General features: G+C 36.4%; 10 protein-coding genes. 7 read left to right on the forward strand and 3 right to left on the reverse strand.

Translation table 11 applies throughout. The annotated features are described in order from the left end of the window. The first annotated feature begins 372 nt into the window (after window positions 1-372). The 3 genes from B0A65_RS13020 (at window position 373) to B0A65_RS13030 (ending at window position 7,409) form a co-directional block, all read left to right on the forward strand. A complete protein-coding gene (locus B0A65_RS13020) occupies window positions 373-3,402 on the forward strand; it encodes a SusC/RagA family TonB-linked outer membrane protein (protein ID WP_074662083.1) in 3,030 nt (1,009 codons plus the stop codon). Window positions 3,403-3,415: 13 nt separating this feature from the next. Next, window positions 3,416-4,807 (forward strand): RagB/SusD family nutrient uptake outer membrane protein, encoded by a 1,392-nt coding sequence (locus B0A65_RS13025; protein ID WP_074662086.1) that lies wholly within the window; start codon window positions 3,416-3,418, stop codon window positions 4,805-4,807. Window positions 4,808-4,901: 94 nt separating this feature from the next. After that, window positions 4,902-7,409, forward strand: a complete 2,508-nt coding sequence (locus tag B0A65_RS13030) for a S9 family peptidase (protein ID WP_207556430.1) — start codon at window positions 4,902-4,904, stop codon at window positions 7,407-7,409. Window positions 7,410-7,471: 62 nt separating this feature from the next. On the opposite strand, the gene B0A65_RS13035 is transcribed toward B0A65_RS13030, so the two are convergent. The 3 genes from B0A65_RS13035 to B0A65_RS13045 all read right to left on the reverse strand — a co-directional run bounded on the left by B0A65_RS13035 (window position 7,472) and on the right by B0A65_RS13045 (window position 9,823). Next, entirely contained in the window at window positions 7,472-7,735 is a 264-nt protein-coding gene (locus B0A65_RS13035; protein WP_074662091.1) for a DUF6520 family protein, read from the reverse strand. 62 nt (window positions 7,736-7,797) lie between these two features. Further along, a complete protein-coding gene (locus tag B0A65_RS13040) occupies window positions 7,798-9,339 on the reverse strand; it encodes a MauE/DoxX family redox-associated membrane protein (protein ID WP_074662093.1) in 1,542 nt (513 codons plus the stop codon). Window positions 9,340-9,532: 193 nt separating this feature from the next. Then, a complete protein-coding gene (locus tag B0A65_RS13045) occupies window positions 9,533-9,823 on the reverse strand; it encodes a hypothetical protein (RefSeq protein ID WP_074662096.1) in 291 nt (96 codons plus the stop codon). A 339-nt stretch (window positions 9,824-10,162) separates the two neighbouring features. On the opposite strand from B0A65_RS13045, the gene B0A65_RS13050 reads away from it, so the two are divergent. The 4 genes from B0A65_RS13050 (at window position 10,163) to B0A65_RS13065 (ending at window position 14,285) form a co-directional block, all read left to right on the forward strand. Next, the gene (locus tag B0A65_RS13050; RefSeq protein ID WP_074662098.1) at window positions 10,163-10,552 is read left to right on the forward strand and encodes a plasmid mobilization protein; all 390 of its coding nucleotides are present in this window, start codon (window positions 10,163-10,165) and stop codon (window positions 10,550-10,552) included. After that, window positions 10,540-11,823: a relaxase/mobilization nuclease domain-containing protein gene (locus B0A65_RS13055; RefSeq protein ID WP_074662101.1), complete on the forward strand. Its 1,284-nt coding sequence runs from the start codon at window positions 10,540-10,542 to the stop codon at window positions 11,821-11,823. The genes B0A65_RS13050 and B0A65_RS13055 overlap by 13 nt, the downstream gene beginning before the upstream one ends. Before the next feature lie 20 nt (window positions 11,824-11,843). Next, window positions 11,844-13,835, forward strand: a complete 1,992-nt coding sequence (mobC, locus tag B0A65_RS13060; RefSeq protein WP_074662104.1) for a conjugal transfer protein MobC — start codon at window positions 11,844-11,846, stop codon at window positions 13,833-13,835. Between the two features lie 213 nt (window positions 13,836-14,048). Continuing rightward, window positions 14,049-14,285, forward strand: a complete 237-nt coding sequence (locus B0A65_RS13065; protein WP_074662107.1) for a DUF6965 family protein — start codon at window positions 14,049-14,051, stop codon at window positions 14,283-14,285. Window positions 14,286-14,610: the final 325 nt, after the last annotated feature.

Raw genomic sequence — 14,610 nt, forward strand, 5'->3', positions numbered from 1 at the left:
AGCATTCGCTTTGAATCTCGGCTCGAAACTTGGCAGTTTAACCACGAGATGATAAGTATGATGCTCACGTCTATTGGCGTGGGCTCACTTATTCGTGGAGGTCATGCCAAGTACCAGAGACGTTTAAGCTGAGTACCACGCTTTTTTATGCTCAAAACTCTCTTATTATTCTTAGCGGTATTTCTTCTTTTTTTTAAGTTTCGCCTTTACAAGTCAAACCTTTAAACTATTTACATGTGAAGTAAAAACTCTTAATTATGATCATTAAGCCGTCTCCTTAATTCATAAAAATGGCCCTCTACCACAGCGACTAAACTAGTATAGAGGACCATAGCTAATCAAATGCATATTTAACTAACCAATCCCAATATTATGAATTATTTTTCATTCTACAAGGATGGAAGAGCGCTTTATTGCCTAATTTTTGCTGGCTTTCTTCTGTCTTTTTCATCATCTTCGGCCGCAGTTTCTAACCGGAATTTTAAAACTTCTTTACAGTATGCCATTCAGGGAATCGTCTCAGATAACATTTCTCCGCTTCCAGGCGTTTCGGTCTGTGTAAAAAACAAATCACAAATCTCCGCAATAACGGATTATAATGGTCAATTTTCCATTGCGGCAAGTCCAAACGATACGCTCGTCGTATCATTTTTAGGATTTAAAACAGCAATAGTTCCTATTGAGGGAAGAAAAAAAATTGATATTTCTCTTCAGTACGACACCACCACTCTGCAGGAAGTAAAAATAAATGCGGGGTATTATTCCGTTAAAGAAAAAGAGCGAACAGGAAGCATCGCTCGTATCACCTCTAAAGATATAGAAACTCAGCCCGTGACAAATGTTCTGGCATCAATGCAGGGAAGAATGGCCGGAGTGAATATAACCCAGAATACAGGTTTACCTGGGAGTGGATTCGAGATTGAAATCCGTGGGCAGAATAGTTTGCGTTTCAATGGAAACAATCCATTATATATTATTGATGGTGTACCTTACTCTTCTCAGAGTATTGGAAGTAATATGACCTCCGGTAATATTCCTGCTGAGAATAGTCCTCTAAATAGTATCAACCCTGGTGATATTACCGCCATAGAAGTACTTAAAGACGCCGATGCGACTGCAATTTATGGATCTCGGGGCGCCAATGGAGTCATCCTAATCACAACCAAAAAAGGCAAAGAAGGCAAAACGACTTTCTCTACAACTTATTCTTATGGATTCGGTCAGGTTGCTCGCTTCATGGATGTTTTGCAGACTCCAGAGTATTTAACCATGCGCAGGGAAGCTTTTGCTAATGATGGTTTAACTGAATATCCAGATTATGCTTATGATATTAATGGTACTTGGGATCAGAACCGTAATACAAAGTGGCAAAAGGAGCTGATCGGAGGTACTGCAACGTATACTAACCTGCAATCTTCACTTTCAGGGGGATCTGAACAGACACATTTTTTGCTAAGTGGTAATTATAGCAGAGAAACTACGGTCTTTCCAGGGAGTTTTGATTATATAAAAGCAGGCGGGCACTTGAGTCTAAATCACGAATCAGAAAACAAAAGATTTAAAATTAACTTTTCATCAATTTATACTGCGCAATCAAGCAGTCTACCAGCTATTGATATCACTTCTACAGCGCTTTTGTTGGTTCCCAATGCACCTTCCCTATATGACTCCTCAGGAAATCTAAATTGGGAAAATAACACCTTTGATAACCCAATAGCTCCGCTGGAAGGTAAAATTAAGGGGCAGACTTATGATTTGCTTGCCAATGCACTTTTATCTTATGATATCGGAGCAGGATTTACTGCAAAAAGCAGTTTTGGATATACTAACCTCACTCAGAAACAATTGAATTTGCGTCCTTCCACTGCCTTAAACCCTGCCTATGGTTCAGGAAGCGAAAATTCTATTGTCTTTACAAATAACCTTAATCGGAGTTCATGGATAATTGAGCCTCAAATAAATTGGACTCGTAAGATTGGCAAAATGAATATAGATGCCTTAGTGGGAACAACTTTTCAACAGCAAAAAGGAAGTAAACTGGTGAATTATGCCATCGGATTTCCCAGCAACAGTCTTATGGAAAATCCTGCATCAGCAGCCCGAAATACAGTTTTAAGCAGTGATGAAAATTTATATAAATACGAAGCTTTTTATGCAAGGGTAAATTTTAATTGGGAAAGTAAGTATCTACTTAATCTGACCGGCCGACGTGATGGTTCCAGCCGTTTTGGGCCTGGCAATCAATTTGCCAATTTTGGAGCCTTTGGCGTTGCATGGGTGTTTAGTGAAGAAAAAGTGATTAAAGAACGGTTATCTTTTTTAAGTTTTGGAAAACTTCGTGCAAGTTATGGCGTCACAGGAAATGACCAAATTGGTGATTATCAGTACTTAGACACTTACAGCACAACACCAACCAAATATCAAGGTGTTTCAGGGCTGCAGCCAAGTAGGTTATTTAATCCTGATTTTGGATGGGAAACAAACAAAAAATTGGAATTTGCGCTTGAAACCGGCTTTTTAAACGATAAAATATTTTCAACCGTTGCATGGTTCCAGAACCGTTCTTCTAATCAGCTTGTCGGAATACCGCTTTCAGGTACAACAGGATTTTCCTCTATGCAGGCCAATCTAGATGCGGTCGTGCAAAATAGTGGGTTGGAATTCACTGTAAGAACGATAAATATTAAAAACAGCGAATTTAGCTGGACTTCAAGTTTTAATATCACTAGTACTAAAAATGAGCTGATTTCATTTCCTGGACTCGAAACATCATCATTTAAAAATCAGTATGTAATCGGACAATCTTTAAATATTATAAAAGTTTTCCATTATACTGGACTTGATCCTGCTACGGGTACTTATCAATTTAAAGATGCAGATGGAGACGGCTCGGTAAATTTCGGTGATGACCAAAAAACCATTAAAAATCTGACCCCGAAATACTATGGAGGACTACAAAACCAGTTTCGTTACAAAAATGTAGATCTCGATTTTTTGTTTCAGTTTGTTAAACAGGAAAATTTAAATACTAATTTTTACACTCCTATGCCTGGTACAATGACAAATCAGCCATTGGCAGTCCTATCCCGTTGGCAAAATCCAAATGATTTGGGTCCTTATCAGGCTTATAGCGATAGCGACGGAAATCGCACTCTGGCCTATTACCAGTTTTCTTCAAGTGACGCAGCTATAAGCGATGCCTCTTATATTCGTTTAAAAAATATTTCTTTGACCTACCAATTACCACAAAATTGGACTAAAAAATTCAGTTGTAAAATTGGTCTTCAAGGTCAAAATGTTTTCACCATAACTAAATACAAGGGAATTGATCCAGAGTTTAAATATTCGGGCTATCTACCTCCGCTGCGCGTATTCTCAAGCATAATACAATTAACTTTTTAATTTATCTTTTATCATGAAAACCGCCAATTTTAAAATATACCTTTCTATTCTGCCGTTTGTTCTGCTATGCCTTCTGTATGGCTGCTCAAATTTTACAGAAGTGGATCTTCCTTCATCTCAATTGACCTCAGGTACTGTATTTGAAGACAAAACTACTGCAAACGCAGCAATGGTAGATATTTACTCTAAAATAAGGGACACTGGTATACTGACCGGTTATCCATCTGGAATTTGCAGCCAACTAGGCTTATATACTGATGAGCTTAAATATTATGGAGTTTCAGGGACAGGACCAGCAAATTACTACAACAACACTCTTTTAGCCACAGATCCTCAAATAGCAGTATTATGGAACAGCAGTTATACTCAAATTTATTCGGCTAATGCAGTAATAGAAGGAGTGGAAAAAGCTAAGTCTTTACCTGTTGATGATAAACGGCGACTCACAGGTGAGGCGCTTTTTGTACGGGCCTTAATTCATTTTTATCTATTAAACATTTATGGACCAATTCCTTATATCTCTACAACTGATTATAAAAGCAATAGTACGGCACATAGAATGCCCGAAACAGTAGTCTATGATCTAATTCAGAAAGATTTAGAACAGTCCGTTGATCTTTTACATAACGAATACAATGGAAGCAATAGGGTTCGTCCAAATAAAGGTACCGCTCAGGCACTACTGGCAAGGGTTTATCTCTATTCAGAGAAATGGGAAGAAGCCTCAAATATGGCGTCAGCAGTGCTAAACCAAACTGATTTATATGTTTGGCCAGCATCATTGGATCTAGAGTTTAAAAAAGAAAGCAAAGCTACGATATGGCAGCTTATGTCTAATCAAGAGGGTGCTAATACATATCAGGGCAATGTATTTATTTTTATTCAGGGACCTCCGCCTTCAGTGGCAGTTACAGAAAATTTAGTAAATGCCTTTAGCAATGATGATTTACGAAAAACGAAGTGGTTAAAAGCCGTAAGCAATGGAACATCAACCTGGTACCATCCATACAAATACAAAGAAAAATCTAATACTGCTACATCATTGGAATATTCGATAGTCTTCCGAATGGCAGAACAGTATTTAATCAGAGCGGAAGCCCGCGCCCGTACCGGTGATCTTATAGGTGCCAAGGAAGATCTTAACAAAACCAGAAATCTTGCAGGTCTTGGAAATACTGCTGCAACAACTCCGAATGAAATTATGAATGCTCTACAAGCCGAACGTCGTCTGGAATTTTTTACTGAATTCGGCCATCGCTTTTTTGATCTTAAAAGGTTTGGCAAACTGGACGAAGTGCTTTCACCTGTTAAGCCACAATGGAAGACAACGTATCGATTGCTTCCGTTACCGCAAACCGAATTAATGTTAAACCCTAATCTTTCTCCTCAAAATGCAGGCTATTAATTTAATAATTGACCGCTTTTTAAGAGCATCCATTTTTATTTTTGTTTTAGTAACCTGTCCCCTATTATGGGGGCAGGCTAAACAAAAAAAAATCATGACCGTAAAGGATTATGATTTGTGGAGTACCTTGATTCCCGATCAGATATCCAATGATGGAAATTGGTCCAGCTATATTTTAAATTATAATAACAGGAATGCAGATACGTTATTTGTCCAGCAAAACAGGTCCGGCAAAAAGTTTGTTTTTCCAGATGGGACAGGCGGAAAATTTAATGGAGAATCGAATTTTGCCTGCATTGTACGGGACACACTTATTGTGCAAAATCTTAAATCAGGCGTAGTTTATAATGTGCCATGTAATAACGATTTTGATTTTTCAGCAGATCATAAGTACTTGGCAATTTTTACAGGACAAATAAACAGGAAACTCAAACTGGAAATTAGGAATGAAAAGGGCAAAATTGTCCGTGAAGTTTTTGACATAACCAATTACTGTTTTGATCCGGCTAAAAATGGCATTGTGTACTGTGTTGCAAAACATAATACTTATGGCATTGAAATGCTGCAGTTAAAAAATACAATCGAAATTAAAACAATAATAGCTAATCATGCAGCCCCGTTTCTTGGTCTGGAATGGAAAGAAAATTCGATCGTTTTTAATGAAAATAAAGTTTCTGATTCAATGCTTTTTAATTTCAATATAACCAAGGATAAACTCAGTATATTGGATTCAAAGATCGTAGATGGTTTTCCGTATGCCATGAAAATCTCAAATCCAATTTACAAAAAACCTATACTTTCCAATGATGGCAAACGCGTAATTTTTTGGTTAAAGGAAAATCCAGCCGATTATGATATTATTAATCCCAATTCAGTGCAAATATGGAACACAAAAGACAAGCTTTTGTTCGATTTCAAAAAGCATAAGGGGGATTATAAATTAAACGACAAAATGGCAATTTGGTTTGTAGATAAAAATAAAGTCCAGCAAATAACAGATAAGCATTTTCCTTCCGGTTTTCTAAGTGCTGATTACAAGCATGCCTTCATTTATGATCCTGCAGCGTATGAACCTAATACGAATCAATCAGAACCTTTTGATTTATATATACTAGATTTAAATACTGGAAAAAAGAAACTTGTAATAGAACATCGAACCGGTGATTTTCTGCCTCTAGGATCACCTGACGGAAACTACTTGTTTTACACGAAAGGTCAGCAGTGCTGGATATATGATATTTCTAAAGATACACACACCAACATATCGCAGGGTTTATCAGAATCTTTTTTTCGGGAAGATTATAACATGCCTATTGATGCTCCTTCATATGGAATTGGAGGATGGACTGAAAATGATGGAATTATACTTTACGACCGGTATGATTTGTGGCAACTTTCACTTGATGGCAGCGTTAAAAAAAGGCTTACTAAAGGACGCGAAATACAAAAATCGTATCGAATTAAGGTATTCAATTCAGATCCATATTACAGTAGTACGGAATCCAAGAAGTATTTTCTCAATCTTAAAAAAGGCTTCCTTTTACAAACTGCCAACCGAGAAACAGGTCAAAATGGACTTAGTCATTGGAGTTTAAAAACTGGAATGAAAGAAATGGTTTGGGAAGACAAGAAAATTGATGAGATTAAAAAAGCAACTAACAAAGATATTTACCTGTATACAGATCAGAGTTTTGAATTGGCTCCAAGGCTAATGTTATACAAGGATAAGCCAATGGAGATAATGCAAAGTAACCCGCAGCAGAAAAGTTTTTATTGGGGTAGAAATGAGCCTATTGAATATAAGGTAAATGGTTTAAAAATAAAAGGCTTTTTATGTTATCCTTCAGATTTTAAGGTAGGTATAAAATATCCGATGGTGGTTCATCTATATGAACGTCAATTTGCTTATATAAATGATTACGTAAATCCTTCCCTATTAACCGAGGATGGATTCAATGTTACAAATGTTATTAATAATGGTTATTTTGTTTTGTATCCAGACATAGTTTATGACTATGGTAATTTGGCGGAATCAGTAACTAAAAGTGTGCTAAGTGCTGTTGATGCAGTTGTTGACAAAGGTGATATAGATTCCAAAAGAGTCGCAATAATAGGACATTCATTTGGAGGTTATGAGACCGACTTAATCATAACACAAACCGATCGCTTTGCAACAGCAGTTGCCGGAGCTGCATGGACAGATTTGGTTAGCAGCTATTTGTATGTAAGCGGATCTAGAAAACAGCCGGATTTCTATCGTGCTGAAGAGAATCAAATCCGGATTGGAAAATCATTATTTGAAGATATGCAAAGCTATCTAAAAAATTCTCCTGTGCTTTTGGCACCGAACGTTAAAACACCATTATTAGGATGGGTAGGAGAAAATGACAGACATATTCACTCTTTGCAAAGCATGGAGTTTTACCTGGCTTTACGGCGTTTAGACAAAGATCATACATTGCTGGTCTATCCTAATGAAGGTCATGAAATGGCAATTAAAGAAAATGCAGAAGATCTGAATGTCCGCATTTTGCAATGGTTTAATCATTATTTAAAAAATGAGAAAAAACAAGACTGGATGAACAGCGATTTCAGTAAATAGTATCATAAATATCCAAAAAAATGCCGTCACCTATAAATAGATGACGGCATCATTTTTACGATTTAATTTACTGTACTTCTTTTCAGAGGTGTTACACAATTAGAATCATAAAGTTGTGGGCCATTTGAGCCGATTTTACAATTAAAATTACCATTTTCATCACACTCCTGTACAGCGTTACAGCTTTCTGGATTTGCAATGTGTCGGTAGCCCAATTGAGCTACGGATTTTGAACTTCTATTCAGAGACGAAGTGCTTGCTGCACTTGTCAATCCCACTGCAATTACTGCTAGTGGTAAAATAGTTTTTAAAAAATTAGTTTTCATAATAATATAATTTATATGGTTAATGATCTACTCTTTTTTACAGGTTTTCGATCAGTTCCCTGCTACTTGGCCAATAGATTATTTACATTTTGATTTGTGTAATGTGATGTTATTTTTGAATCCAGTCTATATCGAATAATATGAGTCCCAACAAGCACATACATTTGATTATTTATTACTTTAAAATAGCGCATTTTTTTTCCATCATGATTGCTAATACAGAAACTTAAAACATAACTTTTATTCTTAAGATCATAAACGTCAATGATGCTAGAATCTTTCCACATTTTATCATCTTCATACCGGCCAGGAATAGCGGAATGGACAAACAGCAAGTTGTTGTAAACAGCACTGTTTTTATTAACAAATAATGGAGGTTTGGAAAACTGCCTTTGATGATATTTTTTGTCTTTTTCAATATGTAATTGAGCTCTTGTAATCGTATCTATTGTGTTTCCTCTGTAATCAATTTTCAGGCGATTATCAGCAAGTGTAAATTGATTGCGATAGGCATATAGATAAATGATTTTTTTCATTTCTCTACTGTATAATAATATACCATCTGTATCAAAAACACCATCAGTTTGTTTTTGCAGAATCTCTGGATTTAGTATCGTTAGTCCATTATTTTGTAATTGGACAACAGCAAGAACATTGTCACCGTTAGTTTTATTAGCAGACACAACAGCTATTGTATTGGAATCGATGATCTTGGCTGTTGTGAAGTACTCTCCTTTTTTATGAATCAATTCGGCTTTCCAATTGTTAATTTTACCCCTAAAAATGCACGGCACTGTACCGTCTACAACAAAAAAATAAGGAGGTTCTATCATGACCGCAATTCCTCGAAAGGGGAGTTCTTTATGATCTAGATCAATCATATTTTTCTGCGTTTGCAGCAGTTTAGAATTCAATGTTGTAATCACTAATGGAGCTGTGGTATTTCCTAAATAGACATGCGTACTGTCAATACCTGCAAAATAAAAAGAATTAAGTTTTAAATCTGTAATTGCAGTTTGATGGATAGGAGTCTGAGGGAATCTTCTGGTTAGTTTATTATGATAATGTACCAAGTTTTCAGAAAGCATAAATAGTGCAATCACTAAACTTATCCCGCTTATTGTTACGACGGAAAACAGTCCTATTAACTTTCTGTTTTTTATAAAATGGCTCTTCGCTTTAGTACTACTATTATAGAAAATAATTCCCAATACGCCAAGAAATACAAAGACCAGATTAAAAATCATATGAGATTTCCAATCAAGCTTTTCCAGAACACCTCCACAGGAACATGGCACAAATGAAGTATAGTTGAGTATTATAAAAATATAAACGGTAAACATTACCATTAATCCGTAAGCAGAGAATAATCCTGCCAGTCTGTATTTGGGAACAATCAATAGTAAACAAATCATAAATTCAGCTAAAGGAACCAGCACAGCGAGCCACTGAGCAAAAGCACTTAAAAGCGGAGACTGTCCTAATTCAATCCTGAAATGCTGAAAATCCATTAGCTTACTGGCTGCTGCATAAACAAACAACAGTACGAACAAAAGGCAAATAACCTCTATAATTAGATTTTTATATTTTTCGTTTAATTTCATGGTAATTAAATTTTATAGATTCCATCGGTCATAATCAGAAAAAAAACATAAACAAATGTAAATCAGCAGCTTCAAATTCCACTTATCCAAATCAAGCCAAAGTTTTTCCAAATCAGGCAATTTTTCATACAAAAAATGCTTAATAGATACACAATTATCTATTAAGCATCAGAACTTTATAACTAACAGCAATTTATTGTTTCACTGATTCGCTAAGATTTAAAAGCTTTTCATTAAGTTCTACAAGCCCAGCTTTTATTAGGCATTCTTCAGAAATGCTTTTAAGGTCCTGCTCGCTATCGATAGAAATACTTTCTAGAAGCATTGAATCTTCTTTTTTTGATCCCAGCGACATTTTAATTATATGGCTCAAAAGCAACACATTTTTTCGTGAAATTTTCAAATCAATCTTCACCGTCTCACTCATGCCGGGGGTACTCAAAACTGTATCAAACACCTTGGCAACATCATTTTTTGTAATCATAATTTTTCACGTTTTAAATTAATAATCAAGACTCTAAAGGTAGAAATACCCTCTAATAGTTTGATAAGTATAATATACTCATCATAGGTGTATCTCATAAGGCTTTATTAACTTCGTTTGCCTCTTTAAAAGTTTTAAGAGGAATTCCAGAAATTTTTACCGCTGCTTTGGAATTTTAAATGTTGTTGTTTTTTAAACAGCTAAAAGACTGCCGTTTTTGCGCAGTCGGCCAGATGTCCGGTTGTATCACAACCGCTATCTGGCTGCCTTTTGGCTCGAAACTCGCCGGCAGAGACCCTATTATGTTAAAACTGTATTAGAAAATGAAAAGAAGAATAAATGAAAAAGGAAAATACAAACCGAAACAAATGGATTCATTTGCGATTAACCCCAGCAGAGATGGATCTTTTGAAAGGCAGATTTGAAAAATCACTCTGTCCTAAACTCAGTGATTTTGCCAGAAAAAATCTGCTTGGTAAACCTGTTGTTTTAAAATACCGAAACCAATCCCTAGATGATTTTATTACAGAGATGAGCAGGCTTCGCTGTGACCTTAATGCAGTTGGAAACAACTATAATCAGGCAGTGAAAAAACTGCACACTCTCAATCAAATTCCTGAATTTAAGGCTTGGATTTTGTCATCCCGGGAAGAGAAAAAAAGGCTCTTCGAATCAATTGAGAAAATACAAATATGCGTTTTTAAACTCGCAGAAAAATGGTTGCAATAATTAAAACCGGACAATCAGTCCGTCGGATATTTCAATATAATGAAAACAAAGTTGCCTTGGGTGAAGCCCTGTGCATTGGTCAGGGAAATTATCCTGCAGACCATGATCAGTTAAGCAATTCGTTAAAGATAAATCTGCTGCTTAGACAATTGGAACTCAATGAAAATGTGAAACGCGGAAGTGTACATATTTCTCTGAATTTCCATCCATCGGAAAAAGATTTGGACCATGAGAAATTAATGAATATTGCCTCTAGTTATATGACTGGAATCGGCTTCGCAGAGCAGCCTTATTTGGTGTATCAGCACTTTGATGCCGGACACCCGCACATTCACATCGTATCGGTTAAAGTAGGGCCAAGCGGCAAAAGAATTGACATGCAAAATATCGGGCGGAATCAGTCTGAAACTGCCCGGGTAAAAATTGAAAAAGACTTTAATCTTATAAAAGCCCAAGGAAGAGAAAAACAAATTAATTTCGCAATTCAGCCCATTAGTGCCTCCAAAGTAGGATATGGAAAAATTCAGTCCAAAAAAGCAGTCTCGCAGGTTCTGGATTTTGTGCTAAATACCTATCAATATAAAAGCCTGCCACAGCTCAATGCCGTTCTTAATCTTTATAATGTAGCAGCTGACAGAGGCCGGGAAAACTCCCGTGTTTTTAAAGGCGGTGGACTTGTCTACCGAATACTCGATAAAGATGGAAAAACCACTGGAGTACCTATTAAAGCAAGTGATTTCTACAACCGGCCAACACTTAAGTTCCTGGAGAAAAAATTCGAAGAAAACACCCTTAAAAATTCCAGGCCAGGGCTTAGGATAAAAAATGCCATAAGGGCTGTATTTCAATCTGAAAGACCTTCAATAAAGGAACTTTCAAAGGCATTGGAAGAGCAGGGAATTACAATGATTAAGAGGCATGCCCAAAATGGATCAATCTACGGACTAACATACGTGGATCATGTTTCAAAACAGGTATGTAATGGAAGTGAACTCGGAAAAGAATTCTCAGCTGCTGCTATACAACAGAACTGCAGGAAGTCGGAATCAGAAATTATTCAGAATATTATCTCTGGCAAAATTTCACTTCCGTCACCTCTTAAAACACTCTTTGAAATACAAGGGATACTCGAATCAAAAAACCTTTTTACACCTCTATTACAGGAGCTCATTATAAAACTTTTTAAAAGAGAATTTCCAGGCAGTACTCTTCCGTCTGACCTGAAAAGAAAAAAGAAAAAAAGGAGAAGAAAAGGGCTTTCAAATAATTAACAAACTTAAAAAATTCAGTTATGCAGACCGGAGAAAATGAACAGGCACTGAGAAAAATTTTAGATATGACCCGTCTTATAAGCATTGCGCTTCTGGTCATTCATTTTTATTATTACGGTTACACTCTTTTTGCTGAACTCGGCTTTACATCAAAGTTCAGCGACCGAATTCTGAAAAATATTTACAGAACAAGTCTCTTTAGTTACTTTCATAAATCCAAGTTGCTGGTTCTGCTACTAGTAATTATTTCCCTTCTTGGTGCCAAAGGACGTAAAGATGAAAAGTTAAAGCTAAAAACCGCATTATATTTTATCTTGGCCGGGCTCTTTTTATACTTTGGAAGCTTTTTTATTCTATGGATGAAATCTAAAAACTTAGCCGTTTTCGTGTTGTATATTTTTGTTACCTCCCTGGGTTATCTCCTCGTGATCTCTGGAGGAACACTACTTAGCAGAATTATTACCAGGACATTAAATGGTAAAGACATTTTCAATAAAGAAAACGAAACATTTCCACAAGAAGAAAGACTTTTACAAAATGAGTATTCCATCAATCTCCCTGCTGAGTATCATCTACGTGATAAAGTCCGAAAAAGCTGGATCAACATTATAAATCCTTTTCGCGGTTTATTAGTATGCGGGTCACCGGGATCCGGTAAATCCTATTTTGTCATTCGACATATTATAACCCAGCATATCTCAAAAGGCTTTACAATGTTTGTCTATGATTTTAAATTTGATGACCTCACTAAAATTACATACAACGCTTACCTAAAATTCAGGCATTTGTATGCTGTTCAGCCAAAGTTCTTTGTCATCAATTTTGACGACCTTAACCGCTGTCACAGATGCAATCCATTGGAACCTTCATCAATGACAGGCATCACCGATGCTGCTGAATCCGCTCGCACTATTCTTCTGGGACTTAACCGCGAATGGATCAAAAAGCAGGGAGATTTTTTTGTTGAATCTCCCATTAACTTTCTAACTGCCGTTATATGGTATCTGAAAAAACACAACAATGGAGAGTTTTGCACCTTGCCTCATGTAATCGAGCTCATGCAGCTGGAATATCATAACCTCTTTAGCCTTTTGCGCTCTGAAAAAGAAATTGAAGTACTTATTAATCCTTTTGTCAGCGCCTTCCAAAATGAAGCGTCAGAGCAACTGGAGGGACAAATCGCCTCGGCTAAAATTGCCATGTCAAGACTATCATCACCTCAGCTATATTATGTATTATGCGGTAACGATTTTTCCCTTGATATAAATAATCCCCTTGAACCTAAAATCATATGTATGGGAAATAATCCGCAAAAAATACAAACCTACGGAGCTGTCCTTTCACTATTTATCAATCGCCTTATTAAACAGGTAAACCAGAAAGACAAACTCAAAAGCAGTCTGATTTTTGACGAATTCCCAACCGTTTACCTCAACAATATAGACAGCCTCATTGCTACAGCCAGAAGCAATAAAGTGGCTACATGTTTAGGCATTCAGGACCTTAGCCAGCTTAAAAAAGATTATGGCCGCGAACAGGCCGATGTTGTAATGAACATCACCGGAAACATTATCTCAGGACAGGTTTCAGGGGATACTGCCAAGCAGCTTTCGGAACGTTTTGGGAAAATTATGCAGGATCGCGAAAGCCTTTCAATTAACAATTCTGATACCTCAATCAGCCGTTCGCGTCAGCTTGAATCTGCCGTTCCTGCCTCGAAAATTTCCTCTCTTAGTTCGGGTGAATTTGTTGGTATGACTGCCGATAATCCCGACTGCCGAATTGATCTTAAGACATTTCACGCACAAATTATAAACGATCATAAATCACTGCAAAAGGAAACAGAAAACTACATAGATTTCCCCCCTGTTCGAACCCTAAACAATACAATAGTTAACAGGGTCTATGATCAGATTAAAATGGATATTCAGGAACTTGTAGAATCTGAAATTAATGCAATCTCTGAAGACCACAGCCGTCTGCATCTACTTTTGAAAAAAAAGAAAACCTGATCTAATTTTCTTTATCCTCTCTTATGATTTTCAACTTCTGGGGGCTTAATTTTTGTACTAAACTTTTAACTTAATTTTAATTCGATTTCTTTTATCATCTAAATCGATGACCCTTAGACAGGTGAAGATAACACTGCAGAAATCCAGCGAATTTTAAATCCAAAAACGGGCTTGACACTTGCCCTGGTTGGGCTTTTTACTTAATTTTGCAGTATGACTCCAGATGAAATAAAACGCTACTTTGAAGCCACTCCTCCACCAGAAGAAGTGGATTGGAAGCCTTGGGCAAAAATCACAAACTCTCAGGTTTTTCTCAAAAGCTGTTACTCAACTATAAACAATTATAAAGGAAGTCTTGATATGTGCCCGGCATGGTGGCATTTGAAAGATTTTTATCTTCTTGTTAGACGAAATTCACAGGAACCTAAAAGCGAAAATCAAACCGAATAAGGCCAAAATTTCATCCTCTTTTTTAAGTGCGTCTTTACACTTACACCCTTATATTTTTTACTTTTTGGTTATCTTATTTTGCTACCGCCTTTTATGAGATGGGTCAAACTTACTTTGTCAAAACACTGGAAATAGTTTTTTCGTACAAGGTCACCTATCCTTTTTTATTATAAAGGCATTTTCAGAATATTTATCAGAAACACTCCTACTTTCAATAATATAGAGATGCTGCTCAGTATCAATCTTAATTTTCGGTATACAACAGAAATTTAAATTGTTGAACGTTGCCATATAATACTGTATCCTAATATTAAGAAGCATCTTT

The organism is Flavobacterium frigidimaris (genome assembly GCF_002217275.1).
GTDB lineage: Bacteria > Bacteroidota > Bacteroidia > Flavobacteriales > Flavobacteriaceae > Flavobacterium > Flavobacterium aquidurense.

Bases quoted from the DNA above. Each gene is read 5' to 3' on its own strand.
- B0A65_RS13020 (WP_074662083.1), top strand. From the start codon at position 373: ATGAATTATTTTTCATTCTACAAGGATGGAAGAGCGCTTTATTGCCTA.
- B0A65_RS13025 (WP_074662086.1), top strand. From the start codon at position 3,416: ATGAAAACCGCCAATTTTAAAATATACCTTTCTATTCTGCCGTTTGTT.
- B0A65_RS13030 (WP_207556430.1), top strand. From the start codon at position 4,902: ATGACCGTAAAGGATTATGATTTGTGGAGTACCTTGATTCCCGATCAG.
- B0A65_RS13035 (WP_074662091.1), bottom strand. From the start codon at position 7,735: ATGAAAACTAATTTTTTAAAAACTATTTTACCACTAGCAGTAATTGCA.
- B0A65_RS13040 (WP_074662093.1), bottom strand. From the start codon at position 9,339: ATGAAATTAAACGAAAAATATAAAAATCTAATTATAGAGGTTATTTGC.
- B0A65_RS13045 (WP_074662096.1), bottom strand. From the start codon at position 9,823: ATGATTACAAAAAATGATGTTGCCAAGGTGTTTGATACAGTTTTGAGT.
- B0A65_RS13050 (WP_074662098.1), top strand. From the start codon at position 10,163: ATGAAAAAGGAAAATACAAACCGAAACAAATGGATTCATTTGCGATTA.
- B0A65_RS13055 (WP_074662101.1), top strand. From the start codon at position 10,540: ATGGTTGCAATAATTAAAACCGGACAATCAGTCCGTCGGATATTTCAA.
- mobC (WP_074662104.1), top strand. From the start codon at position 11,844: ATGCAGACCGGAGAAAATGAACAGGCACTGAGAAAAATTTTAGATATG.
- B0A65_RS13065 (WP_074662107.1), top strand. From the start codon at position 14,049: ATGACTCCAGATGAAATAAAACGCTACTTTGAAGCCACTCCTCCACCA.